We start from the raw sequence: 25,589 nt of genomic DNA, 5'->3' as shown, positions 1-25,589 counted from the left end.
GAACATTTAATTTTCGAATGCCGGGCGAGATGGATAACATCAAGCATTGTCGTCAGCGCCGCGCTGCGCGCGCTGCGGGCCCGTATTGCCACTTCCGTCGAATCGGCATGACCAACATGACTCGCTCTCTTCTGCTCTCCAATGTCCGGCTGGCTGACGGCCAGACGGTTTCCGTATCCATCGCCGACGGTCGCATCGCGGCGCTCGGGCCGCAGGTCGACGCGCAACCCGGCGCGCTGGCCGAGGACGGCGGCGGCGCGTTGCTGCTGCCGGGTTTCGTCGAAGGGCACACGCACCTCGACAAAAGCCACTGGGGCCGGTCGTGGTATCGCAACGAGGTCGGACCCGCACTGATCGACCGGATCAATAACGAGCGCGAATGGCGCAAGACGTCGGGACACGATGCGGCCGTCCACTCGCTCGCGCTAGCGCGGGCATTCGTGCAGGCAGGCACGACGCGCCTGCGCACCCATGTCGACGTCGATACCGACGCGCGGCTGCGCTACATCGAAGGTGTGCTCAACACGCGCCAATCGATGCGCGATGTGCTGGACATGCAGATCGTCGCGTTTCCCCAATCGGGGATGTTGATCCGTCCCGGCACGGTCGAACTGCTCGGCAGCGCGCTCGCCGCAGGCGCCGACGTACTCGGCGCACTCGATCCAGCCTTGATCGACGGCGACCCCGTCGCGTCGCTGAACGCGACCTTTGGACTCGCGGAACGCTACCGCAAGCCGATCGATATTCATCTGCACGAACCCGGCGAAGTTGGCGCATTCACGCTGAAACTGCTGCTCGATCGCGTCGAGGCGATGGGCATGCAGGGTCAGGTCGTCGTTAGCCACGCATTTTGCCTCGGCGCATTACCAGAACGTGAGCGCGACGCGCTGCTCGAGCGGATCGCACATCTGCGCGTGGCGCTGCTGACCAGCGCGCCGCCGTCTTGCCCTGTTCCGCCGCTCAAGCTTTGCAGGGACAAAGGCATCACGATCTTCGGCGGCAACGACGGCATTCGCGACACCTGGTCGCCGTATGGCGTCCCGGACATGCTCGAGCGCGCGATGCTGATCGGCATGCGCTACGACTTGCGGCGCGACGACGACCTCGCGATTGCATTCGACTGTGTGAGCGACGCTGCCGCTCGATGTTGCGGTTTCGCCGACTATGGCCTGCGGGTCGGCGCACGCGCGGACCTCGTGCTAGTGGATGCGGAATGCGTCGCGCATGCCGTGGCTGCCCGGCCGAAGCGCAAGCTGGTCATGGCGAACGGACGCATCGTCGCGCGCGACGGCGAGCTGGTCGACGCTGTATAACCGTGCGCGAGCACCTCATTAGAAAAATCCGTATATGAACGATAAGCAACCGGTCGACGTGCTGATCGAGCACGGCTAACGGCCGCGCTGCTGGAACGGAACGACCAGAACGGCGCGCTCAAGGCACAGTGGCCGACCACTTTACTATTGCCGATCGTCGATACCATACTGTCGTACCTGTTCGTATGCCGCTTTTGAGGAGGCGCCGATGACCATTCAACTCACGCCCGAATTCGCGTCCAGATTCGCCAATCTCGCACTCGCTCACCTCACGCGCGAGTATCCAAACAAGCTGACCCATTCGCTTGCCGGCCCGCAAGACGTGCAAGGCCCGCGCGCATTGCATCCGATTTTTTACGGCAGCTACGACTGGCATTCGTGCGTGCATGGCTACTGGCTGATCCTGCATCTGCTCGACCGCTTTCCCGATCTGCCTGAAGCGGCGCGCATCGTCGCGGTGGTCGACGCGCATTTCACCGAAGCGAATGTGGCCGGCGAACTGGCGTATCTCGATCTGCCGCATAACCGCGGCTTCGAGCGCCCGTATGGGTGGGCGTGGCTGCTCGCGCTGAGCGCGCAACTCCATTCGCTGAAGCTATCGGAAGCCGCGCGCTGGTCCAGGACTTTTGCGCCGCTTACCGAGGCCTTTGTCGGGCGCTTCGAGGAATTTCTGCCGAAAGCGACCTACCCGTTGCGCGTCGGGACGCACTTCAACATGGCATTCGCGCTGGCGCTCACGCTCGATTTCGCGCGGCAAACGTCGCGTGAATCGCTTGAGGCGCTGCTGGTGAATACGGCGGAGCGCTGGTTTCTGAACGATGTCGCCTGTCAGGCATGGGAGCCCGCCGGCGACGAGTTCCTGTCGCCTTCGCTAATGGAGGCGGAGTTGATGCGGCGCGTGTTGCCGCCCGCACAGTTCGTCGAATGGTTCAGGCGTTTTCTGCCGGATCTCGGCGCGAAGAAGCCCGCCACGCTGTTCGAACCCGTCACCGTGACCGACCGCACCGACGGCAAGATTGCCCACCTGGATGGCCTGAATCTGAGCCGCGCATGGTGCCAGCGGTCGCTGGCGCGCGCGCTGCCCGCGGGCGACGTGCGCCGGACCGTATTGTTCGATTCGGCCGAGCGTCATCTGCAAAGCGCCCTGCCGCACGTGGCCGGCGACTATATGGGCGAACACTGGCTGGGCACGTTCGCCACGCTCGCTTTGGAAGCGTGAACGGTGGCCGGACAGGGCCCTCATTGAAGGCAAAATACGAATGCAAAAACGGCGCCGCAAGCGTGAAACGGTTTTAGCAATCTACCGATTCGCGCCGCGAGCGCCGTTTTCTGCCGTTTTGTTTTACCGCGCGAGTCGGGAACCGCCTGTTGCGACTGGGCCCGCGAATCCGCCGGCTCCGTGCCTTACTCGCCGGTCAGCTTTTTAGGCTTCGGCGGCGTCTGAACCTTGTTGTACTGAAACTCGGGGGTCGCCCTCAAGGCATCCTTGGTCGCGCCAGCCAGATAGAAATTCCCAGAACGAATATCCAGCGCAGCGACAGGTACCGCTACGTCATGCGACGCCACGCCCAGAAATCCGCCGGCGGCGACGATTGCGGCGGACAGCGAGCCATCGGGAGCCACCACCAGATCGCGGATCGAACCGATCTTTTCGTTCTGGTCGTTGTACACAGCCTTGCCGAGAATGCTCTTCTTCACGCTCCAGCCGCTCAGCAGCGCATTCGACTGCTCGACCGTGACGCTCAAGGGTTGCGTACCGGCAACTTGCGCCTGCGCACCAAAGCTGGCTGCAGCTACGGCGACCACAACAACAAGTTTGCTCAACGTCATATCGTTCACTCCGTTCTTGGTGGACTTGACCGGCGCAAGGCCCGCGCCGCAGGAAGCGCTGCAAAACGATCATACAGACTGCGCGGCGCGTCTGCATCCAGACAGGCAACGGCCACAACCGCATACCGGTAAAATCGAGCCAGGCGCTGACGCCCGTTTAGAGGTGCAAGTTTGACTGAGCTTGAACAGGGTTTCATTCTGACCCGACATTGGCGGGATACACCCGCCGGCACGGAAGTGGAGTTCTGGCTGGCAACCGACGGCGGGCCCCGTCACATCCGCCTGCGCCCTCAGCCTTCGGTGGCCTTCATTCCGGCCGAGCACCGGGAGCGCGCGGCAACGATCCTGCGCCGTGAGGCGCCGCTCGATCTGCGCCCGCTCGAACTCCGCGATTTCCAGCATCGGCCGGTGATGGGGCTTTACTGTCTGCAGTACCGGCAATTGACGGGCTTCGAGAAACGCCTGAAACAAGGCGGTGTCGATGTCTACGAGGCCGACATTTTCCCGCCCGAGCGCTACATGATGGAACGCTTCATCACGGCGCCGGTGTGGTTCGGTGGCGACGCACAGCATGCCGGCCCGCTGCTGAACAGCGAATTGAAGCCGGCTACGAACTACCGGCCGCCCTTGAAGCTGGTGTCGCTCGATATCGAAACCAGCGCGCACGCCGAGCTCTATTCCATCGCGCTCGAAGGGTGCGGACAGCGTCAGGTCTATATGCTGGGACCGCCGAACGGCGACGCCAGCGGTGTCGACTTCGACCTCGAATACTGCGAAACCCGCGCCCAGTTGCTCGAAAAATTGAACACATGGCTGGAACGGCACGACCCCGACGCGATCATCGGCTGGAACCTGGTGCAGTTCGATTTGCGTGTGCTGCAGCAGCACGCCGAACAATATCGCGTGCCGCTGCGGCTCGGCCGCGGCGGCGCAGTGATGGAATGGCGCGAGCACGGCCATAAACAGAACCATTTCTTCGCGGGTGCGGCAGGAAGATTGATCATCGACGGTATCGAAGCGTTGCGCTCCGCAACGTGGAGTTTCCCTTCGTTCAGCCTCGAATATGTAGCGCGTTCCGTGCTGGGCGAAGGCAAGGCGATCGACAATCCCTATCAGCGCATGGATGAAATCCAGCGCCGCTTCGACGAAGACAAGCCCGCCCTTGCGCAGTACAACCTGAAAGACTGCGAGCTGGTCACGCGCATCTTTGCGAAGACCGAGTTGCTGCCGTTTCTGTTGGAGCGCGCGACGGTCACCGGCCTGCCCGCGGACCGCAGCGGCGGATCGGTCGCCGCGTTCACGCATCTGTACATGCCGCGGATGCATCGGCAAGGCTACGTCGCGCCGAATCTCGGCGACGTCGCCGGTGCCGCGAGCCCCGGTGGTTTCGTGATGGATTCACGGCCCGGCCTTTACGATTCCGTGCTAGTGCTCGACTACAAGAGCCTGTACCCGTCGATCATCCGTACGTTTCTGATCGACCCGGTGGGGCTCGTGGAAGGCATGCTGAATCCCAGCGACGATCGATCGGTGCCGGGCTTTCTCGGCGCACGCTTCTCGCGCACCCGCCATTGTTTGCCGTCGATCGTCGGCCAGGTATGGCAAGGGCGCGAAGCCGCCAAACGTGAGCACAACAAACCGCTTTCGCAGGCGTTGAAGATCATCATGAACGCCTTTTACGGCGTGCTCGGATCCACCGGCTGCCGGTTCTTCGACCCGCGTCTCGCGTCGTCGATCACCATGCGCGGTCATGAAATCATGCATACCACGCGTGAGCTGATCGAGGCGCAAGGCTACGAGGTCATTTACGGCGACACGGATTCGACTTTCGTGTGGCTGAAGCACGCCCATAGCGAAGAAGAAGCGAGCCGCATCGGCCGCGCGCTCGTCGAGCATATCAATGCGTGGTGGCGGCAAAATCTGCAAGCGCGTTTCGGCCTCGAGAGCGCGCTCGAGTTGCAATTCGAGCGGCACTACAAGCGCTTCTTCATGCCGACGATTCGCGGCGCCGAGGAAGGCAGCAAGAAACGCTATGCCGGGCTGACTGTTTTGCAGGACGGCAGCGAGGAGATCGTCTACAAAGGGCTCGAAACGGTGCGGACCGATTGGACGCCGCTCGCCCAGCAGTTCCAGCAGGAACTCTATGGGCGAATCTTCAGGCAACAGCCGTATCAGGACTATGTGCGCGACTACGTGCGCGATACCCTGAAAGGAAAACTGGACGATCAGCTCGTGTACCGCAAGCGGCTGCGCCGCTCGCTCGGCGACTACGAGCGCAACGTGCCGCCGCACGTGCGCGCGGCACGCGTGGCCGACGAGTTCAACCGGCAACAGGGGCGTCCGCTGCAATACCAGAACGGCGGCTGGATCAGCTTTGTGATGACGACCGCCGGCCCCGAACCGCTCGAAACCTTGCGCTCGGCGATCGACTACGAACACTATCTGACACGGCAGTTGCAACCGGTCGCCGACGCGATCCTGCCGCTCTTGCGCGACGACTTTACGACCTTGATGTCCGGGCAGAAACAGTTGTTCTGACGGGGGCGCCGCGCTGCCGAAACATCGGCGGCAGCAACGCCGCACCGGCACCGCAGGACGTTTTTATTGTCCCTTCAGGACTTTTAAGGTCGTCTTGCGCCACCATCCACATACTCATGCGCGTCATTTGCGGTACCGGCAGCGCCCATTCACCCAGGAGTCTCCCATGCCGCACGGCTCGTTTTCGCCCATCGCCAGCGTGGTCGCGGGATCGCGCCGCAATGAGTGACACGGCCCTGCCCACCTCGGTGCCGAATGCGCCTCCGCCCATGGCGGCGCTCACCATGCCGCCGGCGCATACGCGCCTTCTGCTCATGGGCCTGGGTCTCGCGACCGGGATGGAGTTCTACACATTCGACAGCATGAACCTGGTGCTGGCCGATCTGACCGGCACGCTGGGCGTATCGGCGGACGAAGCGAGCTGGCTGCTGACCGTCTATAGCTGCGCGCTGTTTCTCGGCGTGCCGGTTTCGGTCTGGATGGCCGGGCACTATGGCTACAAGCGCTTCCTGATCTCGACCATTGTCGCGTTCGCGATCGCCTCCATAGGCTGTGCGATATCCCCCGATCTGAATTCGATGCTGATCTGGCGCGCCATCCAGGGGCTGGCCGGGGCCGGCCTGGTTGTATGGTGGCGCGCGAGCATCTACGTGCTGATGCCCAAACCGCAGCGCAGCCCTTCGTTGATGAAGGCTTCCACGCTGCTCTATCTGTCAAGCGCCGCGGGCCTCCTGGTCAGCGGCTATATCACGGACCATTTCAACTGGCGGCTGATCTTTCTGCCGAACCTGTTGTACGCGGCCGCCGCGATATGGCTGCTGGCCCGCTACTTTCCGACCCTTCCGCCCCCCGCCTCCGACCGCGTGATCCGGACCGACTGGCTCGGCATTGTCCTCCTCGCCACGGCGCTGATTTCGCTGCAGATCATCCTCAATCGCGGTGAAATCGACGACTGGTTCGGGTCCTTTCACATTCGCCTGCTGGCCTGGACGAGCGGCGCGGCCCTGCTGCTCTTCGTGGTCTGGCAGGCGAGTCCCGCGAATCGAACGCCGCTCCTCTGGCTCGGCCTGCTGCGCGACCGCTACGTGCTATCGTCAGCGCTGATCGGTGTCTTCACCGGCATGATCCTGTCGGGCAGCCTGTTCGTTCTGCCCGAGTTTCTGCGCAATCTTTCAACCCATACCCATAGCGCGACTCAGACCGGACAGATCCTATGCGTCTATGCGTTGACCGCGGCGGCCATCCGGCCGCTCATGGTCGGTCTTATCGCGCGACTCGGCCAACGCAAAACGATCGTGATCGCGCTCGTCATGCTGATTGCGTCGATGGTCCTGTTCAATCGCCTGCTGACGACGGACACCCCCGGCTACTACTACGTCATTCCGCTGATTCTTTACGCCTGCTGCCTGTCGCCCTTGCTGCCCGCCGTGGGCAGCGGCACGGTGGCGAGGATCGAGCAGAACAAGCTGCTCGACGGCGTCTCCCTTTACATGACTTTCAGGCAGTTCGGCGCGTCGCTCGGAGTCGCGCTGCTGACCATTCTCATCGGGCACCGCGAGACACTTCATTCATCGCGCCTGTTCGAACACCTGCGCCACGACAATCCGGTCACGCAAGACTGGCTCGCGTCGGTGAGCACGACGCTGGTCGCGCGCGGCGGTTATTCTCCAATCGAGAGCCAGCGCGCAGCAGTCAGGATGCTCGCCGAAGCAGGCGCGCACCAGGCCGCCACGCTCGCCTACGCGGACGCTTTCGCCTTCATGGCGGCGGTCGGCGTAATCGCACTGTGCCTCGTCCCCATCATTCCGCCGACCCCGGTAGCCAAAAAATAAGGAGCGCGGCCATGCAAACCCTGTCTGTTCCAAACCCGATCCATTCGCTCGGCCGGAGGCAGCGATGAGCGAAACGCCACCGGTTCAAAAACCGGCCACCACGCCGCCCTCCGCCATTGCGCCTGCACCGCCCCCGCTGCCCGACAATCGACGCTGGCTGATCCTCGGCCTGCTTGCGCTGATCGTCCTGCTGGCGATCGCCGCGTATTTTCTGGTGCCAGGCCTGTACGAGACAGAGACCGACGACGCCTATGTCGACGCGCATCTGGTCTCGGTCATTCCGAAGGTCCCGGCTTATGTGCAAACTCTTCATGTCAACGACAACAGCAAGGTCACAGCCGGCGATCTCCTCGTCGAACTCGACCCGCGCGACTATGTCGTTCAGGTGGATCTGGCGCGCGCCAATGTCGCAGCGACCGTTGGCAAGCTGGAGGAGGCGCGCAATCAGGTCGCGGTGGCCGACGCCAATATCGGCCAGCAAAGGGCGGAACTTGACGTTGCCCGCGCCAATGCGAAACTGGCCGTCGCCAATCTGGCGCGGCTGCAATCCGTCTCCGATGTGCGCGCCGTGTCATCGGAGCGCGTCGATGAGGGCAAGGCGGCCGCCGACGGCACGCGGGCTTCCGTGACCTCGGCCCAGGTCAAGGTCGACGCATTGCAGGCGCAGGCGACGCTTGCCCGCGCCCAGGTGAAAACGGCGGAGGCTTCGGTCGCTCAGGCGCAAGCCCTGCTCGCGCAGGCGACGCTCAACCTCTCGTACACGAAGATCTACGCGACCGAGTCCGGCAGCGTCGCCAACAAGAGCGTCGAACAGGGCAACTTTGTGCAGCCTGGACAAACGCTATTGTCAGTGGTCCCGGACAAACTCTATGTGATCGCGAACTACAAGGAAACGCAATTGACCCATGTTAGGCCGGGCCAGTACGTCACGATCCGCGTCGACGCGTTTCCGGACTTGCGGCTGCGCGGCCACGTCGACAGCATCCAGCGCGGGACCGGCTCGCACTTCGCGCTTCTGCCGCCGGAAAACGCAACCGGCAATTTCGTGAAGGTGGTGCAGCGCGTGCCGGTGAAAATCGAACTCGACAACCCTGGGCAAGCGCTTAAATTGATCTCGCCGGGCATGTCTGTCGAAACGGAAATCTTCGTCAGGGAGCGCCCGGCATGGCTCGGCTTCGGGAACTAGCGGCGGCGCAGCCGGCGAGCCTCCAGCATGGCCTGCGGCGCCGTTTCACTTCTGTCGTCAGCCTTGCCGCTAGCGTGACTGCATCGGCTGGACTCCTCGCGGCTTGCACCGTGGGCCCCGACTATGTGCCGCCCAAGCCAGCGATGCCGGCGAGCTTTACCGAACAAACCGGCGCGGCAAGCGGCGCGGCGAAAGCACCGCAACCCTCGGACGACGCCTGGTGGAAAGGCTTTGGCGACGCCACGCTCGATTCGCTGATGGCGGACGCGCTGCAATCCGCGCCCGAGCTCGCCGTTGCCGAGGCGCGCATACGCGAAGCGCGCGCCTTGCGTGGCATCGCCGGAGCAGACCAATATCCTACCGTCGACGTCGGCGCGAAATACGATCGCACGCATGGCAGCGCAAACGTGCCGGTCGGCGTACCGCCCGGCGGCCTCGGTCCGGGCGCGAACGGCAATCTATGGCAGGCGGGGTTCGATGCTTCGTGGGAGATCGACGTGTTCGGCGGCAAGCGTCGCGGCGTCGAGGCGGCTGACGCGTCGTATCAGGCCGCCGTCGCGGACCTCGGCGATGTCGAGCTGACGCTGCTCGCGGAGGTTGCGCGCAACTACATCGAGTTACGCGGCGTGCAGCGGCAACTCGCCGTCGCGCGCAGCAATTTGTCCATCCAGCGGGACTCGCTGTCGCTAACCCGCTCGCAGTTCGACGCCGGCCTCGCCTCGCGTCTCGATGTCCTGCGCGCGCAGGCTCAAGTCTCCGATACTGAAGCCGCCATCCCGACATTCGAGGCGGACGAACGCGCATCCATTTATCGCATTGGCGCGCTGATTGGGCATCCGCCGGAACAGCTGCTGGCCCAACTGGATACCCCGCAGGCGATTCCGTTGGCCGTGGCGGACGTGCCTGTCGGCCTTCCGTCCGACCTTCTGCGCCGCCGGCCGGATATCCGTGCGGCCGACCACCGGATTGCCGCCGCGAACGCCCGTATCGGCGTCGCTCAGGCCGATCTCTATCCGCACTTCTCGCTGACTGGCGTGGCGGGCCTGGAGAGCCTGAACGCGTCGACGTTTCTCACCACGCCGAGCCGCTATTTCTCGATCGGTCCGAACATCAGCTGGCTCATCTTCGATGCGGGTAAGGTCCGCTTCGAAATGCGCGCCGAAGAAGCGCGGACTGCTGAGGCCACGGCGGTGTATCAGCGGACTGTTCTAGGGGCATTGCGCGATGTCGAGACTGCGCTCGTGTCGTACGCGCAGTCACAAGTGCGGCATGAGCGGCTGGCTGCCGAGGTCGCCGCCGACCGGGAGGCGGTGTCTATCGCGACGCGGCTCTACCGGCAAGGACTCAATGACTTCCTGTCGGTGCTGGACGCCGAACGCTCGCTGTACGCCGCCGACGACAAACTGGCGCAAAGCGATCGTGATACGGCGCTTGCGCTCGTGGCGCTTTACAAAGCGCTGGGTGGCGGCTGGCAGGAGGCGGCCGACGCCTCCGGTGCCGCCGCGCAGCATCCGTGATGCAGGCAGCAAGAGGTGGCGCCGTCGGCTAGTGGCAACGAACCGCTCGCGACAACAGCCACTTCCTAATTGCAATAGCCGGCGACGTTCGGACCGGTCAAAGGCTGGCTGTCATCAGCCAGGGTGGGCGCCTTCAGCGAGCGCAAAAGTTCGTGCGCGTCGTGCACGTCGCCCCAACCCCGATGCTCGGGAAAGCGCGTGCACACAGGCGAAAGAAGCGACAGGGCTTCGGCTCGCCGGCCCTGCATGGCAAGCCAGTTCGCGAGGCTGCTCGCGGCGCGTACCTCGAGCGCCCCCGCGCCTTGTCGGCTGGCCGATTCCAAGCCGGCCAGAAACCACGTCCCTGCATCGCCGCCCCCGCCTGTCATCTGGACGATCGCACCCTTGACCCGGCAAATCTCCGCGTAGTACCAACGCTCCCCGGTCCGCTCGCAATGCCGCAACGCCTCGTTGATCGCCGTCATCGCCTCGTCAAAACGTCCGTAGTCCGCCTGTGCCTGTGCGAAGCGGCAAAGAAGGAACGTCAAAGGCGCCAGAAAACCCGTCTCGTGCAGTTTGTCGATCGCTAAACGAAACAGGGCAAGCCGTTGCCGATGCTCACCGGGCACGACGGAAAACAGATACTCCTCGTAACAGGAACAGGCACTCAGCCAGATCGAAAACCCCACGCGGGAAGCAATGTCCCGCAGCATCGCGAGTGCTCGGGCCGCGATATCGCGTTCGCCCATCATGAGCGCGATCGGCACGAGCGCTTCGACCAGCACATAACACGTCACCATCTCATGTGCGTAGTCCTGAGCCGCCTCGGCGGCAATCTCAGCCAGCCGCAATGCCCGCTCAGTTTCCCCTTGAACCCACAGGACCCGCGCCAGTGTCGCGCGCGCGACAATGCCATGATCGATCCGGAAACCGAGTGCGTTCCAGCGGTGCACCGCAGGCACATAAGTGTTAAGCATTCCTTCAAGCTGCTCGCGGGCCGCGGCCTGTTCTCCCGCGTAATGCAGCGCGATTCCTTCAATACGGCGCCCGATCACCCTATTGGTCGTATCGCCGTGCTGCTGTGCAAGCGCATTGAAGCGGCGGGCAAGCAGCAGTGCCTCGTGCGCTTCACCACCGTACTGGTGCGCATTCCAGAGCCCCCACACGGCTTGGGATTCGAAGTGCGCATCGCCGACGGCGATCGCCAGCGACAATACATCGGACCACCTGTCATGCGTATCCTTCGTGGGTCCGACGGTATAGACGAGACCCGACGCAAGCGCGACGCCGAGCCTCAGTCTCGTCATCGGCGAGACGGCGTACGCCGCCTCGTCCTGTGCCGCGTCCAGTGCCTGCCGCGCCCGTTCGCAACACTCCTCGACCAGCGAGAGCTCGAACAGATACGGCACGGCCACCGCTGAAAGCTCGATCCCAACGGAGCGTTCGCCTGACGGCGAAAACGCCCAGTCCAGCGCTGTGCGCAAATTGCCCAGTTCGTGACAGAAATCCGCGAGCGAGTCCGACACGGGCCGCTCGGCCCAGTGCTTGCGTACGCGGTCAAACAGCTCGCAGAAATAGGTGGCGTGCGCCAGCGCGGCACGCTTGCGCTCGCCGTTGTCGGTCAGTTGTTGCAGCGCGTAGGCGCGCGTCGTTTCCAGCAGACGAAATCTCGGCAGCGATCCGCCGCACTCCAGGATCACCATCGACTTGCTCACCAGTCCGCCCAGTGCGTCCATGATTTCGACAGGCGTCCAGTGATTGTCCGCAATGACATGGTTCACTGCATCGAACGTGAAGCCGTTCACAAACACACCCAGGTAACGCAGGATCGTCCGCTCTTTGTCATCGAGCAGCCGGTAGCTCCAGTCCATCGTCGCCTTCAGCGTCTGATGCCGCGGCAGCGCAGTCCGGCAGCCGCCGGTGAGGATCCGGAAGCGGTCGCCGAGATGATCCGCCAACACGTCGATGCCCAGTACGGCCGCGCGGGCGGCAGCCAGTTCGATCGCCAGCGGGATGCCGTCAAGACACCGGCAAACCTGACCGGTCAGGAAAATGCTGCGCTCGTCAGAAGAGAAACGAGGATCGAGCGCATGAGCGCGCGCAAGAAACAACTGGACCCCGCTGGTCTGAAGAACCTCGTCAGTCAGGCTCTGCTGGTCGGGCACCTGCAGTGCGGGAACCTGATACAGCACTTCGTTCTGCACTCTCAGCGCCTCGCGACTGGTCGCAAGGATACGCACGGTGCCGCTTACGCCTTCCAGCACCACGGCCGCTTCGGCTGCTGCTTCGATCACATGTTCGCAATTGTCCAGAACAATCAGCGCGTGCCTGCCTTGCATTTCGTCCGCGATATGCGCGAGCGACAGGCGGCCTGCCGACAGCTTCATGCCCAACGCGGTCGCGAGCGCGTCCAGCACGAATCGCGCATCGGTCACGGCCGCAAGCGGGACAAATACGATGCCGCCGGGAAACTTTGCGGCCAGACCCTTCGCCACCTCCGCAGCCAGCCGGGTCTTGCCAATTCCGCCAGCACCCACCAGCGTGACAATCTGTGAGCGCTCGAGCGCGGCTGTCACCTCCAGTACGTCGTCCTGCCGGCCGATCAATACCGAAGCACTCGACGGCACCGCAAAATCGCGCACGGGCAAAGCAATAGCGGTTTCATCCGGGGGACTGCGCGGCTCACAGTGCGGCTCCGCGTTCTGCGTTCCCTCTGCAAACAGGAGCCGATAGCCTCGGCCGGGTATCGTCCTGATCAGTTCGCGGTCTTCACCCAGAGCCTTGCGCAACGCGACGATATGGACCTGCAGATTGTTTTCTTCGACGACTGTATCCGGCCAGACAGCGCGCATGATCTGGTCTTTGGAGACGAGTGAACCCTTTGCGTTGACCAACAGTTCGAGAATGTCGAGAGCACGGGAGCCGATGTGCAGGGGGGCGCCATCGCGCCTTAGCTCCCGCTGTTCGATAAAAAACTGCAGTTTGCCGATCTGAATCATTTCCGGCCTCAACATGTCAAGCGTGGATCCCAGACCACGATGTCTGGGAAACAGCGATCCGCTCAGGTCATGTGCCGATGGCAACGCCCCATTCCCCTTCGAACAATTGCGAGGATGCAGGCTCATATCCAACGTTATTGAAAAATGGTCCGAGCCTGGGCCGCTCGACCATGCTTCATGAAACGCTTTTTCGCCGTGCGTGCCGACGAGGTTACGCCAATAACGACGATAGGGCCAAGTTGTTGTCCATAAAACGAATAATGTACATGCGATCGCTCAGATCGAGCCACCCACGGGTTTCCACTGATTCTCACCGTGACTAGAATGGATAGAGCGTTAAACCGACGCGCTTCAGATCAAGCGGAGAGGATCATCATGAAAGTCACTGCGTTTTTTGCGGTTGTGGTTTTAAGCATGTCCCTTTTTACGCCGGCTTTTGCCAGTGAGCATATGCATGTGAATCACGACCACGAACACACCCGCTATCAACCGCCCGGCGCGAACCAGGGCGGCTCGGATCAAAATACACCGGTTCAGGCGCCACAGGACAACAGTCCGGGCGTGCCGGGCAGCAAGTGAAATCGAGGAGCGGGTGTCTCTACTTAGCGCGCATAGCGAAGCAGGAAATCCCGTAACGGCGGATTCACCATATCGGCATGCGTCAAATTCGGCGTGTGTCCCGCCCGGTCCACCAGGATGAGATCTTTGCAGTTCGGCAACTGGGCGGCGAGCGCCTCTGCGCAGTCAGGGCTGATGGCGGCGTCGTCGCGTCCATGGAATACGATCGACGTATGGGTAATCTCGCCAAGGCGCGGCGTGATGTCGTCCCTGGAGACAAGGGCATTGACCGGATGTTCGAAGTGATCCGCGCTAGCGTTCAACCATTTCCGGATCCACGCCGATGCCGCGTACTCGGGGCCGAACAGAAACGCCGACAGATTCTGCGCGACATTTTTCGCCCCATTGCGTGCCCATTCCGCTTTCAGTTCTTCGAAAGACTGCTTGACTGCGTCGGAATCGACATCGCTGCGTGTCGATATCAGGGCGATCGCCCGAAAGCGATCCGGCTCCAGCAAGGCCGCGCGCATCGATATAAAGCCGCCTTGAGACATGCCCACAAGCGAAGCCGAGGCAACCTCCAGATGATCGAGCAAGGCAATCAGATCCTGCGCGGAGTCCCAGTAGCTAAAGGGCCGGGTCGTGGCTCCCGTTGCCCCGAAACCGCGCTGGTCCCAAACGACGCAGCGGAACTCGCTCTGGAGGTCCGCAATGTTCGGCTGGAACATGTCGCCGTCCATCAGAAAACCATGGCTAAAGACAACGACGGGCGCCCCGGAAGGGCCGAACTCATCGTATGCGAAGCGTATCCCTTCTCGTTCAAAAAACGGCATGCCGATCCCTACTTTCGAATAACACGGTGGATTCAATATAAGCCGAGCTGCGCCGGAACACCTGACCAAAAGCGCCGATTGCTTGTCAAATCGTCCTGACTTTATAAACTTCCTTTCATGTCAGCGCAGGTTTCTACCCATTGACTGCACTCCTTACTTTTGATTAAGTAGCGCCTACGCGAATGTTCAATCGACTGGCTCGCCGCAAGATCTCGCCGCTTACCGAAGCGTCTTTTTTGTATTCATGGAATCCGGCAAAGCGCAATGCACTGCCTCGTTCCACGTGGAGAAATGTTGGGTATGACGACAGTACCAATTGATGGAGACAAGCCCGTCTGGATTTTGCAAGGAAGTTTCGGGCGAGCAACGGTGAACTTGATTAGCCGTCCGCTTGTCGCTCACGCTCACGCCCAATACCAGTTCCTTTTCAATCTTGGCGGAAGCAACTGTAATTTCCGCATCGGCGCAGACGATTGCGCGCTGACAGCGGAGCGGGCAATCTGCCTGAATCCGTGGATCGAACACTCGAAAAGCTGCAGCGACGACGAACCTTCCCTGATCCTTTCCCTCGTCATCGAAGCCCCCTGGCTGCGCCAGCAATTGAAACTTGCTGAAAACGGCACCGCGAGCATCTTCCCGAAGGCTGGAGTTGTCGTCACGCCGGACGTGCGGCATCACGTGGATCGTATCGCCGCGGCGATCACCAACCACCTGGTCGCCCAGGACGACGATTGCATGCCCATTCTTGCGGATCTGGTGACCGCACTCGGTCGGGATTTTGCCGATCCGGCTTTGACGGCCGGCATCATCCCGTCAGGCCGGCCGATCGATTTTCGCATCCGCAAAGCGGTGGATTTCATCAAGCATGCGTCGGTGACGAATCCCACCGTCGCTCAGGTCGCGGCTCAAGTCGGCCTGTCCAGGTCGAGATTCTTCCAGCAATTCCGGCTATGCATGGGCATTTCGCCGCAGCACTATATCGATTGGGTCCGCATGTCTCATGCGATCCAGCTGCTTGGAGCTAGTGATAAGCCGCTTTCCAATGTAGCCGAAGAACTGGGGTTCGAAGAGCACAGCCACTTCACCCGTTTCTTCGCACAACACATGGGTGTGCCACCCAGTGAGTTTCGCAGGCATTCGGTGACGCTGGCCAATCAGCACGGCTGAGCGGGGATGTGGGGCCTCGAATGACCCCACACCACCTGAAAGCAAGGATTGCCGTAACTGCAATCAGGCCGCGGACTTCGCTACTGCGTGACCGCTTTCACTAATGGCCGTATCGGTGGCTACGCGATTGCCGAGCACGCCCAGTCCGTCGATCTCCACCTCGACCCAGTCTCCCGCCCGCATATGCACCAGACCCGGTGTCGGAAAGGGACCGTATTGACGCGAGAGGTCGTTGCCTTCGAGATCATCCGGCTGAGGCTTCAACGCACCCGGCGTGCCCATCGCAATCAGGTCGCCAGGCCGCAAACGATAACCCTGACTCAGATAGCTGATCACTTGCGCAACGCTCAACAGCATATCGTCGAGCGGTGCGCTCTGACGAACGACACCGTTGACGCGAGTCTTGATCGTGTGACTGGCAGGATCGCCAAATTCGTCTGGGGTCATCAGCCACGGCCCATAGGACCCGGATGCCTCGAAATTCTTGCCGAGGCCGAATTGGCGATTGTGCATCTGGAACTCGCGAACCGATCCTTCGTTGAGGCAGGTGTAACCCGCCACATGTTCCAGCGCTCGCTCCACCGGAATATAACGTCCAGGCGCGCCGATGACGACACCCAGTTCGCCCTCATAGTCGAACGCGCGCGCCACGGATTCGAGCGGCGCCAGAATCGGTTCGCCGGCGCCGACATAAGACGCAGCCGTACGCATGAAAAGGTGCGGATACTCCATCGACGTTTGCAGTCCCGTTTCCGCGATATGGCTTTTGAAGTTCAACGCCAGGGCCCACATCGCGTTCGGGCGGTCCAGGAAGGGCTTAAGTGTGACGTCGGCGAGGGCCCGATCGCCTTGCCGTCCGTGTGCTGCTTGTTGCAGGCGCGTTAGCCCATCCTCCTGCTCCAGGATTGAAATGAGGCTGGACGGCAGGTCCGGCGCAATGTCGGAGACGGCAACGAAATGAGTCGGGCTGGTGACGATGCCGAGTGCGATGCGGCCACCGTCGGCGTAAGCAATAATCTTCATGATCGAAAATGTCTTTGCGTTGGATTAAGAAGCTGGATGCGCAGTCTGAATGTAGGCGCGCGGTCCCATGTGCCTCGTTGGCGCCAGCAGCGCGCTGGCGTTTTCGAGCGTTCGTGAGTCCAATTGACGATGTGTCAGTGAGCAAGCGTGACGTGGCGAGTCTCAGTTCTCCGCCACGGCGCTATCGGGAAACTTTTGCACCGCTCTGCGACCGACCAGCGACAGGGCGCCGAGTACGAGGATCGCGGCGCCAGCCGGCGCAACGGAGGTGAGGAGAATCTCGCGCACCGGCCAACCGAGCGACAGCAAGCCTCCGCCAATCGCCGGCCCAACGAAGGAACCGACCCGCCCGATCGCATGCCCCCAGCCCACTCCGGTTGCACGAATCTCCGGCGGATAGAAGGCGACTGCGAGCGCGGTTTGGCCCATGATGCCGTTGACCAGCCCGGCACCGATCACACCGATGCACAGCAGCACGATGGCCGGCGTCACCGCTACCTGGCTAAGGCTGCCGACGCTGATAATCACCAGCAACAAGCCCACAACCAGCGCCGATTTCACCCTGAGCCTGCCAGCAAGCGTCATCATCGTGACAGCCAGCGTCATCAGGACGTTGCCACTCAGGCCACCGATACTGAAGGCCGCCATGCCGACGGACGCATGGTCCGCGGAGAAGCCGAAGTCGACCAGCAGCGTCGGCACCCAGAACAGCAACGCATAGACGTCCATGAAGATCAGGAATGAAAACAGCCACAGCAGGCACGTATAGGCGCCCAGACCATTTTCGAACAGCGCCTTAAGCGGGTTTGACGCACGCACGGCGGCGGCATTCGCGACCACCGGGCTGCGCGCGGGGAGGATGCGAAAGAACGCGACAACCAGCAGGAAAGGCAGGACACCGCCGGTCACAAAGATGGATTGCCAGCCGAAGTGACTCATCAGAGGACCACCGGTCATGCCGCCAGCGACCGCGCCCACGGACATGCCGGTCGTAACGAGCAAGGAAGCCGCCACCTTATGCTTCGCGCCAATGATGCCGGCCGCCGCCGTAATGGCGATCGGCAACGCCGCGCCCAAGCCGACGGTCGCGGCAAGGCGCATGACGGACAAGCTGGCGATATTGCTCGCGTACGCCGTCACGAGCGTGCTCCCGGCGAACAGCACAACACTCGCTACGCCAATGCAACGGTGTCCGAAACGTTGAGCGAGCGGACCGGAAATCATGAAACCAATCGCCGCGCCAATGTTCGTCGCGACGAAAACGGTGGTGAAGAGCGCCGGCGCCAGATGCCATTCATGAGCGAGCCTCGGCACGACAAAGGAGATCGACGTGGTGTTGAATCCGTCCAGAACGATCACCAGGAAGCACACCAGCAGGGCCAGCACGGGCCCCATGCGGCGTGTTTTGGCCAGGCCGCCTTCCATGGACGGTTTTGGGTCTTTCGCAATCATCGAATCATCTCCTTTGCAACTCTAGCGCGGGCACGCGGCCCGGCTGACATGCTGTAGCCAGGCGTGAGCACACGCCTCTTGAACTGACGCACCACCATGGACTCAGGCCCGTATAGACGCTGCGATGCGCTGCTGCAGCGCGGGGGTAAAAATGCGCTTGGGCAGCATGCAGTGAATACCCTTGGGCGGAATGGTCGAGTAGACCGTCCCGGTCTGATTGGCGTATTGCGTCACACGGAAGCTGCCTGCCACGCTATAGATGCCGTAGCAATCTTCCGGTGCAATGCCGGTGGCGGCGGACAGCCAGCTGATCATCTGGCGCAGGCAGGCAACCAGTGAATTCTCGAGGGAGTCGGAAAACCCGAAGCCGATCCAGTGATCAGGCGTCTCTGCCATCGGCACATTCAGTGCAGCGCCCTTGTGCAGGATGTACTGGATACGCATCTCTTCGAAGGCTGTCTCAATCGAGGTCTGATCGACGTTACCTTCACCCGAGGCCCCCATGGAGCCGCCCGTCCACACCCGCGCGCCGCTCACCTGCACAGGCAGGAAGATCGACGTGTCCACACCCAGCACGGCACAGTCCAGATTGCCGCCGTAATTGCCGGCCAGATTCGCACTGATGGGTTTCTCGCCGGCCGGTTGCGCGGCGATATACGCCTGGAATGGCTTCAGCGGAATATTGACGCCGGGCACGTACGCGGCGGCGGTCCTTTCCTTGTCGAATTTCAGATAGCGCAGATAAGGCTTGAAATCGTGCGGCAATGCGCCGACGCCGGGAGGCGCGGAGTTCCAGCCCCAGTCGATCGGCCGCATCTTCAACATACGGCACTCGACCAGATCGCCCGCTTCGGCACCGATGATCGAAACGGGCCCAATCAGCGAGAAGGGACCGTTCGGGTACTTCTTGCGGATCGGTTCGCGCTCCTTGAAGGTCAGCCCGTACTTTGCTTCATTGCCCCAATTGGTCCATGTACCGTCATACCACACCGTATCGCCCGACTTGATCGTGACCGCCGTCGGCGCGCTGGGCTCGATCTGCCCGACCCTGACCGTGTCCAGCGACGGCGCCAGTTTGATGGTCTGACCTTCGCGCGAGGCTGCCGCAACCGCCGCCTCCTGCGACGTGCCGCTTTGCGCGCGCGCTGCGCCGGACAAGCCCAAAGCGCCCGCCGCAAACGCACCGAAACCCAGTTTCAGAATCGATCGGCGGCAAGCGTCGGTAGCATCGCTAGTCGAAGCATGCCTGTCGTCCGTGGCGCCAGTTACACCCACGGCATCGCGTTGTTCTGTTTCGCGTTTCATGAATATCTTCCTGATATCGTTTCTATAGGACACGACGTGTCATCGCACAGTCGTCGCACCGATTGCTTCAATTGCACCCTTGATGACCTGATCATCGATCTCGGAGGGCGCACCGCTCGCGCCAACGGCGCCTAAGAGATGCCCGCCGGCAAAGACAGGAAACACACCCCGTGCCGGCAGAAACGGGGCGAAATACCCTGCCCCAGAAACATTGCTGTACTCCGAAGGATCGTCCCTGAAGCGCTGCTCCAGCGTCGCGCCGGACTGACCGCCGAGCGCAACGGAGGCGAAGGCTTTGCCGCGTGCGAAATCAACGCTGACAAAGGGCGCGCCGTCCATGCGTACGGCCATGATGAGGTGGCCGCCCGGGTCGAGCACGGCGAAACTCATTGCAAGATGGCGGCTTTGCGCGGTTGCCGTTGCGATCTCAACGAGCTTCATTGCCTGCTTCATGCTCAGCGAATAGCTGGCAAGCGGGGACGCCGCCTGTTGCGCCGCGGTCGTGTCGGCGGCGCAAACGTTGGCCACAAAAGCGAGGCAAGCCGAACCAAGTAGTGCGGCCAGTACGGCCTTTTTTGACGGCGTTGAACGACAGAATTTCAAGCTGATCTCCTTCATGACATATCGAGCAACGCTCGATAGATGAAGCTTATGCCGGGGGGGGCGCGTCGCTATAACCAGAAAGATTGCGCGCTTACCAACAAGTCCGATAATCTTTGATCGGGCTTATCGCTGAGGACGCGGCCCCAGCGCCACCCTCAGTCGCGTTATTGACCCGATGCGGACGCCGGCGCAGCCTGTTTCGATGCAGCTGCCTTGCGCTCCGCGTCCATGAGGTTCTGCGGATAGTTATCCTGATTGCCCGACTCTCGATAGCCGTTCTTTTCGAGCGCCTTCAACTCGGCGTTCTTCTTTTCCCGCCGCGCCTTGCGCGCCGCCTTACGCTGCGCTTTGGCGACCTGCTTTGGCGTTGAGGCGCTGATGGATGCGGACGCCTGATCCCCGCTGGCCGGTTGTTGAGCCATCGCCACAGGCGCGTCGACAAGCATCAAGCCAAGCGATGCGACGAGTGCAGCTGAAACTGCACGAAACTGGACCATGATTGAGTCTCTTTGGAAGTTGAATGACTGAGGATAGATGGATCGTGGTGCCGTGAAGTCTCGCCGTCCGGCGCGCGCGATCGCGCCGGACGACTGCCGGGTCGCTTACCAGGTCGCTTACTGCGTTGCGAATACCGCTACGCCGGCGCCTGCGAACTGCTCCGAGTGGCCCGGGCCGTGCGGCACGAAGACACGATGAGACTCGCCGTCCACCGCCACCGAGTGGGCACCCGCCGTGGTCGGAACAATCGCGACGATGCTGCGCGAAGCGGCGTCGACAATGCCGAGCGCCGGGTCGAACTTAGCCGTCTTGCTGCCAACCTGCGAGACGTTGTCGGCCGAACGGTGGCCGGCGGCCAGGAAGTAGCGGTTGGACACCGGGTCGTACACGACTTCGTCCGCGCCGCCGAACGGCAACTCGGCCAGGGTCTTGCCGTTCGTACGGTCGATGATCACCGAGGTCTGCTTGCCACCTTCGTCCGGATCGCATCCGATCAGGGCATCGTTGCCCGGGCCCATTGCGAGACCGGTCGGACCTTCACAACCCTTCAGTGTGAATACGTTCGCAATGGCAGGCTTGCCTTCGAGAACCGACGCGACCGGAATCACATCGACCTCGCCTTTCGGGTTGGCTTTCGTACCGTCGTTGTTCAACACGAAGTTCTTGCCCTTCGGGTCGTACCCACACGCCTCCAGACCAGTCGAGTCCTTCAACGTGAGTTTCCCGATCACCTCCTGGCTATCCGTATTGATGAAGGTGGCAAACGGCGGTTCCTCCGCGCCACTCGAGAACATCACGACGTGATGCTCAGGGTCCAGACAGCTCTCGTCGGCGCGAATGCCGGAACTGCTGACGGTAATGGTCTTAACCAGCTTTTTGGTGGCGACGTCGATCACCTTGACCGCATTGACGTCCCCCACGTACACCAGCGACGTGCCCGGCAACGGGGTGACCCCCGACGGGCCCGATTTGTCATGGTTGGGTCCAATGCCGGCGAAGTCCGCCTTAATCTGGTCGAGCAGCGTGGCCGTCTTCGTGTCGAATACGTCCAGCGTGGCGTTCGCACCGTCCGCAAGGTAGTACTTGCCGTCCGCCGACGCGCTGATATCGAAGCCGAACGGCTTGGCGCTCGTCACCGGAATATTCGCAAGCCATTTGGGCGCGGTCTCAGCCGCGTCGCTCGCCCACGCATAAGCGCCGGCCGCCAAAGTACCCGCTAAAGCCAGTCCAAGGTAGGTACGTTTCATGTGTTGACTCCTCCAATCAGTCGTTAAAATGTCCAGCCGCAGCTGGGGCGGGGAGCACTTCCCCAATTCGGTTATCGCAACGCAGACGAATCTGCGAAATGGACGGGGTTAGAAAGCGTGATAGATACCGACTCGCACGTCAGTCTGCTGACCCGCCAGCGAGGGCGCGAAACTTCCGCCGATAACGGCATCCACACCGGATGACGCCTTCAGGTAGTCCGAGGAGATGTAGACCTGGGTACGTTTCGACAGCGAATAAAGCGCCGCTGCAGTCACCTGGTTCCACGTGTGGCCTTCGAAGCCGGTGTGCTGATAACCGAGAACCAGCTGCGTGGCAGGCGTGACCTGGTAAGTCGCGCCGGTTTCATAGACATGCATGACCGAGGTCTGGGCCTGGTACTTCAGAACCGTGTCGCTGAAGTCGCCATAGAGCGTGAAGTCTCCAATCGCGTACGATGCGCCGATTCCGAACGTTCCCAGAGAACTGATCTGGAACTCGGGCATCAGATCGGTCGCGGTATTGTTCGACACAGTGGCGACAGGCACATTGAAGAACGAATGGACACCGATTTGCGCATAGGGGTCCAGCGTGGGCTTGGCCTGGTAGGTGTAAGCCGCCCCCACAGTCAAAGGTCCGTTGGCGTACTGCAGACCGGCACTCCAACCGCTGCCGTCATGGAAGCTTCCCGCCACGTTGCTAAAGCCGTACATCGCGCCAAACGTGAAGCCGCCCCATACAGGACTCGTGTACTTGATGGAGTTCTTTATGCGGTCATTGTTGGTGTGGTCAAAGTCGCCCTGGTGGATCGCGTAGCCGCTGCCGGAAGCGCCCACGTTGAACTGGCCAAAGAAATCCGCGCTGAAATCGAACTGATTGCCCATGGTCAGCGTACCGTAGTCGGTTTGCAGACCCACCCATGCCTGCTGGCCAAACAAGGTATTCGGCTGATTGAGCTGGCCGTTGTTCAGGTTGAACAAAGTCGACAACTTGAACACTGTCTTGACGCCACCGCCCAGATCCTCTACGCCCGTCAATATCCACAGATTGGGAAACAGCACGCCGCTGTCGGCCCTGTAATTGTGGTGACCGCCATCGTTGTCGACGAACGTGATACCGTCGTCCAGCTTGCCCGCCATCGTGATGCTACTCTGCGCAAAGCTCGCACAGCTCAGACCAGCGCTGCACAGCCCCGCGCCAATGACTGCGGCAATCGTCCTTCGTTTCATGTCTTCCTCACTCGCTCTTAGTAATGGATTCACAGCCAGCCGCTTCCGACTCCGCAGCTCGCATTTATATATTCGTTCTACGAATCGTCCAGGCAGGAAAGACAGGCTAAAAAAAACGCACGACGCACCTGCAAGACAACCAGATTGCCGCGGTCGTCGCCTTAGCCAGCTCTCCCCCCACCACCACGCCAAATCCTTCCTCAAGCCCTACTTCTGCAATACATATGCAATCGTTTGCATTGTATTACGCGATCCTCGCTGGCCAAAGAATTTATCGACTCACGTTTTCCCCTGGCATTTCAATCAGACCGATCTGGCTATCGATTGCATTTGTGTCGACCGGATCGTTATGCAGATAATACGGAACATCGTCTTAAAGTCCTTGACCTCGAAGTCTCGCCGCTTATCAAAGAGTCCGTTTTCGTGACTAACGGTTACTTGACATAGCGGCAACGGCGGCAAAGGTGTATGCAAGACGAAAAAACAACAGGCGGCAAACAACCCTGAGGTCGTTTGCCGCCCGGCACCGGCAGAGTCAGCCGATCCGCTCTTTTCTGCCCCGTCCCAGCACGTCCGCGAGCACGGCAATCAGCAGAACGGCGCCAATGATCAGTGGCTGCCAGTTTGCGTTGAGGTTGAGGAGGTTCATCCCGTCGATCACGAGCGCAAGAATGAGGCACCCGGACAGAGTGCCCAGCAAGCTCCCCGCGCCACCGAACAGGGACGTGCCGCCAATCAATATGGCCGCGATAACGGGAAGCAGAAGCGGCTCGCCCATGGCCGAATCCGCTGCGTTGACCCGCGCCAGATAGATGAGCGCGGCAATCCCGGACATCAAGCCACTGATCGTATAAACAGCAATTTTGCGGCGGCGCACCGGTATGCCTGAGAGCCTCGCAACCTCGCTATTGGCGCCAATCGCATAGATTTCCCGGCCGAAATTGAGCCCTCCCGTGACGATCGTCGCGCCAACCAGCACGAACACCATCATGTACACGGGCAACGGTATGCCGCCGAGGAAGCCTGTGCCCAGTGTTCTGAACCCCGTCGGAAAGCCGTAGATTTCGTTACCGCCCATGTAATGGAACGCGAGCCCCTGAATGACCCACAGCATCCCGTAGGTGGCGAGAAACGGTGGAAGCCGCAGCAACGTCACGGCGAGACCATTGAGCAGGCCGATCAGCGTACTGCATGAAAGCGCGGTTGCGGCCGCCAGAATCGGCGACCCGCCGGTCTTCATGACGCCCGCCGCGAGACAGGCCGACAGCGTAAGATTGGCCGCGATCGAGAGATCGAAGCCGCCGGACAGGATCACCAGCGTGAGGCCGGAAGCGAGCAGGAACATCAGGCTGGCCTGACGCAGAACGTTGAGCAGATTGGGGGCTGTGGAGAACGCAGACGTCGCGAGAGCCAGTGCCATCGCAATCAGAACGATGAGTACGCCGCGATAGATCAGCGTGGCCGTTTCCTCGCGGACATGATGACGCACATCCAGCTGGCTGACGCGGGACCATACGAAGCGGGAGTTGTTCAGAATACTCATGCTTTCGCTCCATTGACTCTGGACTTGCGCACACTATCGATGACAACGACAAGGAGTACCAGCATGCCGACGGACACCACCTGAAGAGAAGACTCAATGCCAAGGAGGTTCAACGCATTGCGCAAAACGCCGATCGTCAATACGCCCATGACCGTGCCGAACAACCATCCTTCGCCACGCTCGAAAGACGTGCCACCGAGGACCACGGCCGCAATCGCATCGAACTCCATGCCGATTGCCGAGTTAGGCTCGGCAGAATTCATCCGGCCGACCAGCACCAATGCCGCCAATCCGACCATCAATCCGCCGAAGACATAGATCGCAATGTGAAAGACTTTGGCCTTGATACCGGCGAGAAGCAACGCATCCCGATTACCGCCGATGGCGAACACATAGGTGCCGAACCGGGTGTGATACAGCAGGAGATGCGTGAACGCATACGCGAGGAGCGCAAAGATCACCGGAAGCGGAATGCCGAGAAGGGTCCACGCGTAGAGCTGAGCGACGCTGGGGTTCGCGACGACAACCGCGTTGCCGTCCGTCAGAACGAGCGCTACACCGTGGGCAATACCGAGCGTACCGAGTGTGACAACAAAGGGAGGAAGCCCCAGCTTCGCGATGAGTGCGCCGTTGAAGAGACCGGTCAGCATCCCCACCGCTACTGAAGCACATAACGCTAGCGCGATGCCCCACCCCAACCCCAGAGCCTGGGCGAAAACGACCGCACAGAGACTGAGGAGCGCACCCACGGAGAGGTCGAGCCCCTCGCTCAAAATGACCAGCGTCATCGGCATGGCAATCATGAGCAGGATCGAGACCTGCAGTCCGATGTTGACGATGTTGCCACTCGATGCAAACCCGGGCACACCGAGCATCGCCGCCACCACGAGTATGCCGCTCGCCGCGACAATCGACGGCACAGGCCGCCGCTTTCGTATC

20 protein-coding genes are annotated in these 25,589 nt (G+C 61.5%); 8 read left to right on the top strand and 12 right to left on the bottom strand.

Annotated elements, in window-relative coordinates; genetic code table 11:
• Positions 1 to 116 precede the first annotated feature (116 nt).
• A complete protein-coding gene (locus P3T22_RS07400; RefSeq protein WP_063500778.1) occupies positions 117 to 1,313 on the top strand; it encodes an amidohydrolase family protein in 1,197 nt (398 codons plus the stop codon).
• A 208-nt stretch (positions 1,314 to 1,521) separates the two neighbouring features.
• On the top strand, positions 1,522 to 2,532 hold the full coding sequence (locus P3T22_RS07395; protein WP_429324639.1) for a DUF2891 domain-containing protein: 1,011 nt from the start codon (positions 1,522 to 1,524) through the stop codon (positions 2,530 to 2,532).
• Between the two features lie 185 nt (positions 2,533 to 2,717).
• Here the strand turns inward: P3T22_RS07395 and P3T22_RS07390 are convergent, their stop codons facing one another.
• Positions 2,718 to 3,143: a PRC-barrel domain-containing protein gene (locus P3T22_RS07390; RefSeq protein WP_063499518.1), complete on the bottom strand. Its 426-nt coding sequence runs from the start codon at positions 3,141 to 3,143 to the stop codon at positions 2,718 to 2,720.
• A gap of 171 nt (positions 3,144 to 3,314) precedes the next feature.
• On the opposite strand from P3T22_RS07390, the gene P3T22_RS07385 reads away from it, so the two are divergent.
• From P3T22_RS07385 to P3T22_RS07370, 4 genes are all read left to right on the top strand, one after another.
• A complete protein-coding gene (locus P3T22_RS07385) occupies positions 3,315 to 5,681 on the top strand; it encodes a DNA polymerase II (protein WP_429324638.1) in 2,367 nt (788 codons plus the stop codon).
• 221 nt (positions 5,682 to 5,902) lie between these two features.
• Entirely contained in the window at positions 5,903 to 7,513 is a 1,611-nt protein-coding gene (locus P3T22_RS07380; RefSeq protein WP_429324637.1) for an MFS transporter, read from the top strand.
• A gap of 64 nt (positions 7,514 to 7,577) precedes the next feature.
• Positions 7,578 to 8,699: an HlyD family secretion protein gene (locus P3T22_RS07375; RefSeq protein WP_429324636.1), complete on the top strand. Its 1,122-nt coding sequence runs from the start codon at positions 7,578 to 7,580 to the stop codon at positions 8,697 to 8,699.
• Positions 8,678 to 10,216: an efflux transporter outer membrane subunit gene (locus P3T22_RS07370; RefSeq protein ID WP_429324635.1), complete on the top strand. Its 1,539-nt coding sequence runs from the start codon at positions 8,678 to 8,680 to the stop codon at positions 10,214 to 10,216. The genes P3T22_RS07375 and P3T22_RS07370 overlap by 22 nt, the downstream gene beginning before the upstream one ends.
• A gap of 65 nt (positions 10,217 to 10,281) precedes the next feature.
• Here P3T22_RS07370 and P3T22_RS07365 read toward each other — a convergent pair whose 3' ends face one another.
• Entirely contained in the window at positions 10,282 to 13,194 is a 2,913-nt protein-coding gene (locus tag P3T22_RS07365; protein WP_429324634.1) for an ATP-binding protein, read from the bottom strand.
• Between the two features lie 375 nt (positions 13,195 to 13,569).
• Between P3T22_RS07365 and P3T22_RS07360 the strand changes: the two genes are divergently transcribed.
• The gene (locus P3T22_RS07360; protein WP_063499522.1) at positions 13,570 to 13,773 is read left to right on the top strand and encodes a hypothetical protein; all 204 of its coding nucleotides are present in this window, start codon (positions 13,570 to 13,572) and stop codon (positions 13,771 to 13,773) included.
• A gap of 23 nt (positions 13,774 to 13,796) precedes the next feature.
• Here the strand turns inward: P3T22_RS07360 and P3T22_RS07355 are convergent, their stop codons facing one another.
• Positions 13,797 to 14,585, bottom strand: coding sequence for an alpha/beta fold hydrolase (locus P3T22_RS07355; RefSeq protein ID WP_429324633.1), 789 nt, complete (start codon positions 14,583 to 14,585; stop codon positions 13,797 to 13,799).
• Positions 14,586 to 14,876: 291 nt separating this feature from the next.
• Here P3T22_RS07355 and P3T22_RS07350 point away from each other — a divergent pair, with 291 nt between their 5' ends.
• Positions 14,877 to 15,752 carry a helix-turn-helix domain-containing protein gene (locus P3T22_RS07350; protein WP_158515344.1) on the top strand — a complete coding sequence of 292 codons (876 nt, stop codon included), beginning with the start codon at positions 14,877 to 14,879 and terminating at the stop codon, positions 15,750 to 15,752.
• Between the two features lie 63 nt (positions 15,753 to 15,815).
• On the opposite strand, the gene P3T22_RS07345 is transcribed toward P3T22_RS07350, so the two are convergent.
• The 9 genes from P3T22_RS07345 to P3T22_RS07305 form a co-directional block, all read right to left on the bottom strand.
• Positions 15,816 to 16,775, bottom strand: a complete 960-nt coding sequence (locus P3T22_RS07345) for a fumarylacetoacetate hydrolase family protein (protein ID WP_063499525.1) — start codon at positions 16,773 to 16,775, stop codon at positions 15,816 to 15,818.
• A 162-nt stretch (positions 16,776 to 16,937) separates the two neighbouring features.
• On the bottom strand, positions 16,938 to 18,227 hold the full coding sequence (locus P3T22_RS07340; RefSeq protein ID WP_082855371.1) for an MFS transporter: 1,290 nt from the start codon (positions 18,225 to 18,227) through the stop codon (positions 16,938 to 16,940).
• Positions 18,228 to 18,329: 102 nt separating this feature from the next.
• Complete coding sequence (locus P3T22_RS07335) at positions 18,330 to 19,532, bottom strand: acetamidase/formamidase family protein (protein ID WP_429324632.1); 1,203 nt, start codon at positions 19,530 to 19,532, stop codon at positions 18,330 to 18,332.
• Positions 19,533 to 19,571: 39 nt separating this feature from the next.
• On the bottom strand, positions 19,572 to 20,150 hold the full coding sequence (locus P3T22_RS07330) for a GlcG/HbpS family heme-binding protein (protein ID WP_082855372.1): 579 nt from the start codon (positions 20,148 to 20,150) through the stop codon (positions 19,572 to 19,574).
• 149 nt (positions 20,151 to 20,299) lie between these two features.
• On the bottom strand, positions 20,300 to 20,632 hold the full coding sequence (locus P3T22_RS07325) for a hypothetical protein (protein WP_063499526.1): 333 nt from the start codon (positions 20,630 to 20,632) through the stop codon (positions 20,300 to 20,302).
• Between the two features lie 117 nt (positions 20,633 to 20,749).
• Positions 20,750 to 21,880: a YncE family protein gene (locus P3T22_RS07320; protein WP_063499527.1), complete on the bottom strand. Its 1,131-nt coding sequence runs from the start codon at positions 21,878 to 21,880 to the stop codon at positions 20,750 to 20,752.
• Positions 21,881 to 21,988: 108 nt separating this feature from the next.
• Positions 21,989 to 23,107, bottom strand: coding sequence for a porin (locus P3T22_RS07315; RefSeq protein ID WP_429324631.1), 1,119 nt, complete (start codon positions 23,105 to 23,107; stop codon positions 21,989 to 21,991).
• Positions 23,108 to 23,642: 535 nt separating this feature from the next.
• Positions 23,643 to 24,650, bottom strand: a complete 1,008-nt coding sequence (locus tag P3T22_RS07310) for an ABC transporter permease (protein ID WP_429324630.1) — start codon at positions 24,648 to 24,650, stop codon at positions 23,643 to 23,645.
• Positions 24,647 to 25,570 carry an ABC transporter permease gene (locus P3T22_RS07305; protein WP_429324629.1) on the bottom strand — a complete coding sequence of 308 codons (924 nt, stop codon included), beginning with the start codon at positions 25,568 to 25,570 and terminating at the stop codon, positions 24,647 to 24,649. The genes P3T22_RS07310 and P3T22_RS07305 overlap by 4 nt, the downstream gene beginning before the upstream one ends.
• Positions 25,571 to 25,589 lie beyond the last annotated feature (19 nt).

This window comes from Paraburkholderia sp. GAS348 (assembly GCF_050434205.1).
Classification (GTDB): Bacteria; Pseudomonadota; Gammaproteobacteria; order Burkholderiales; family Burkholderiaceae; genus Paraburkholderia.
Note: the sequence above shows the minus strand (reverse complement) of the source record. Positions and strands in the feature narration are given on the sequence as shown.

Bases quoted from the DNA above. Each gene is read 5' to 3' on its own strand.
- P3T22_RS07400 (WP_063500778.1), top strand. From the start codon at position 117: ATGACTCGCTCTCTTCTGCTCTCCAATGTCCGGCTGGCTGACGGCCAG.
- P3T22_RS07395 (WP_429324639.1), top strand. From the start codon at position 1,522: ATGACCATTCAACTCACGCCCGAATTCGCGTCCAGATTCGCCAATCTC.
- P3T22_RS07390 (WP_063499518.1), bottom strand. From the start codon at position 3,143: ATGACGTTGAGCAAACTTGTTGTTGTGGTCGCCGTAGCTGCAGCCAGC.
- P3T22_RS07380 (WP_429324637.1), top strand. From the start codon at position 5,903: ATGAGTGACACGGCCCTGCCCACCTCGGTGCCGAATGCGCCTCCGCCC.
- P3T22_RS07375 (WP_429324636.1), top strand. From the start codon at position 7,578: ATGAGCGAAACGCCACCGGTTCAAAAACCGGCCACCACGCCGCCCTCC.
- P3T22_RS07370 (WP_429324635.1), top strand. From the start codon at position 8,678: ATGGCTCGGCTTCGGGAACTAGCGGCGGCGCAGCCGGCGAGCCTCCAG.
- P3T22_RS07365 (WP_429324634.1), bottom strand. From the start codon at position 13,194: ATGATTCAGATCGGCAAACTGCAGTTTTTTATCGAACAGCGGGAGCTA.
- P3T22_RS07360 (WP_063499522.1), top strand. From the start codon at position 13,570: ATGAAAGTCACTGCGTTTTTTGCGGTTGTGGTTTTAAGCATGTCCCTT.
- P3T22_RS07355 (WP_429324633.1), bottom strand. From the start codon at position 14,585: ATGCCGTTTTTTGAACGAGAAGGGATACGCTTCGCATACGATGAGTTC.
- P3T22_RS07350 (WP_158515344.1), top strand. From the start codon at position 14,877: ATGTTGGGTATGACGACAGTACCAATTGATGGAGACAAGCCCGTCTGG.
- P3T22_RS07345 (WP_063499525.1), bottom strand. From the start codon at position 16,775: ATGAAGATTATTGCTTACGCCGACGGTGGCCGCATCGCACTCGGCATC.
- P3T22_RS07340 (WP_082855371.1), bottom strand. From the start codon at position 18,227: ATGATTGCGAAAGACCCAAAACCGTCCATGGAAGGCGGCCTGGCCAAA.
- P3T22_RS07335 (WP_429324632.1), bottom strand. From the start codon at position 19,532: ATGAAACGCGAAACAGAACAACGCGATGCCGTGGGTGTAACTGGCGCC.
- P3T22_RS07330 (WP_082855372.1), bottom strand. From the start codon at position 20,150: ATGAAGGAGATCAGCTTGAAATTCTGTCGTTCAACGCCGTCAAAAAAG.
- P3T22_RS07325 (WP_063499526.1), bottom strand. From the start codon at position 20,632: ATGGTCCAGTTTCGTGCAGTTTCAGCTGCACTCGTCGCATCGCTTGGC.
- P3T22_RS07320 (WP_063499527.1), bottom strand. From the start codon at position 21,880: ATGAAACGTACCTACCTTGGACTGGCTTTAGCGGGTACTTTGGCGGCC.
- P3T22_RS07315 (WP_429324631.1), bottom strand. From the start codon at position 23,107: ATGAAACGAAGGACGATTGCCGCAGTCATTGGCGCGGGGCTGTGCAGC.
- P3T22_RS07310 (WP_429324630.1), bottom strand. From the start codon at position 24,650: ATGAGTATTCTGAACAACTCCCGCTTCGTATGGTCCCGCGTCAGCCAG.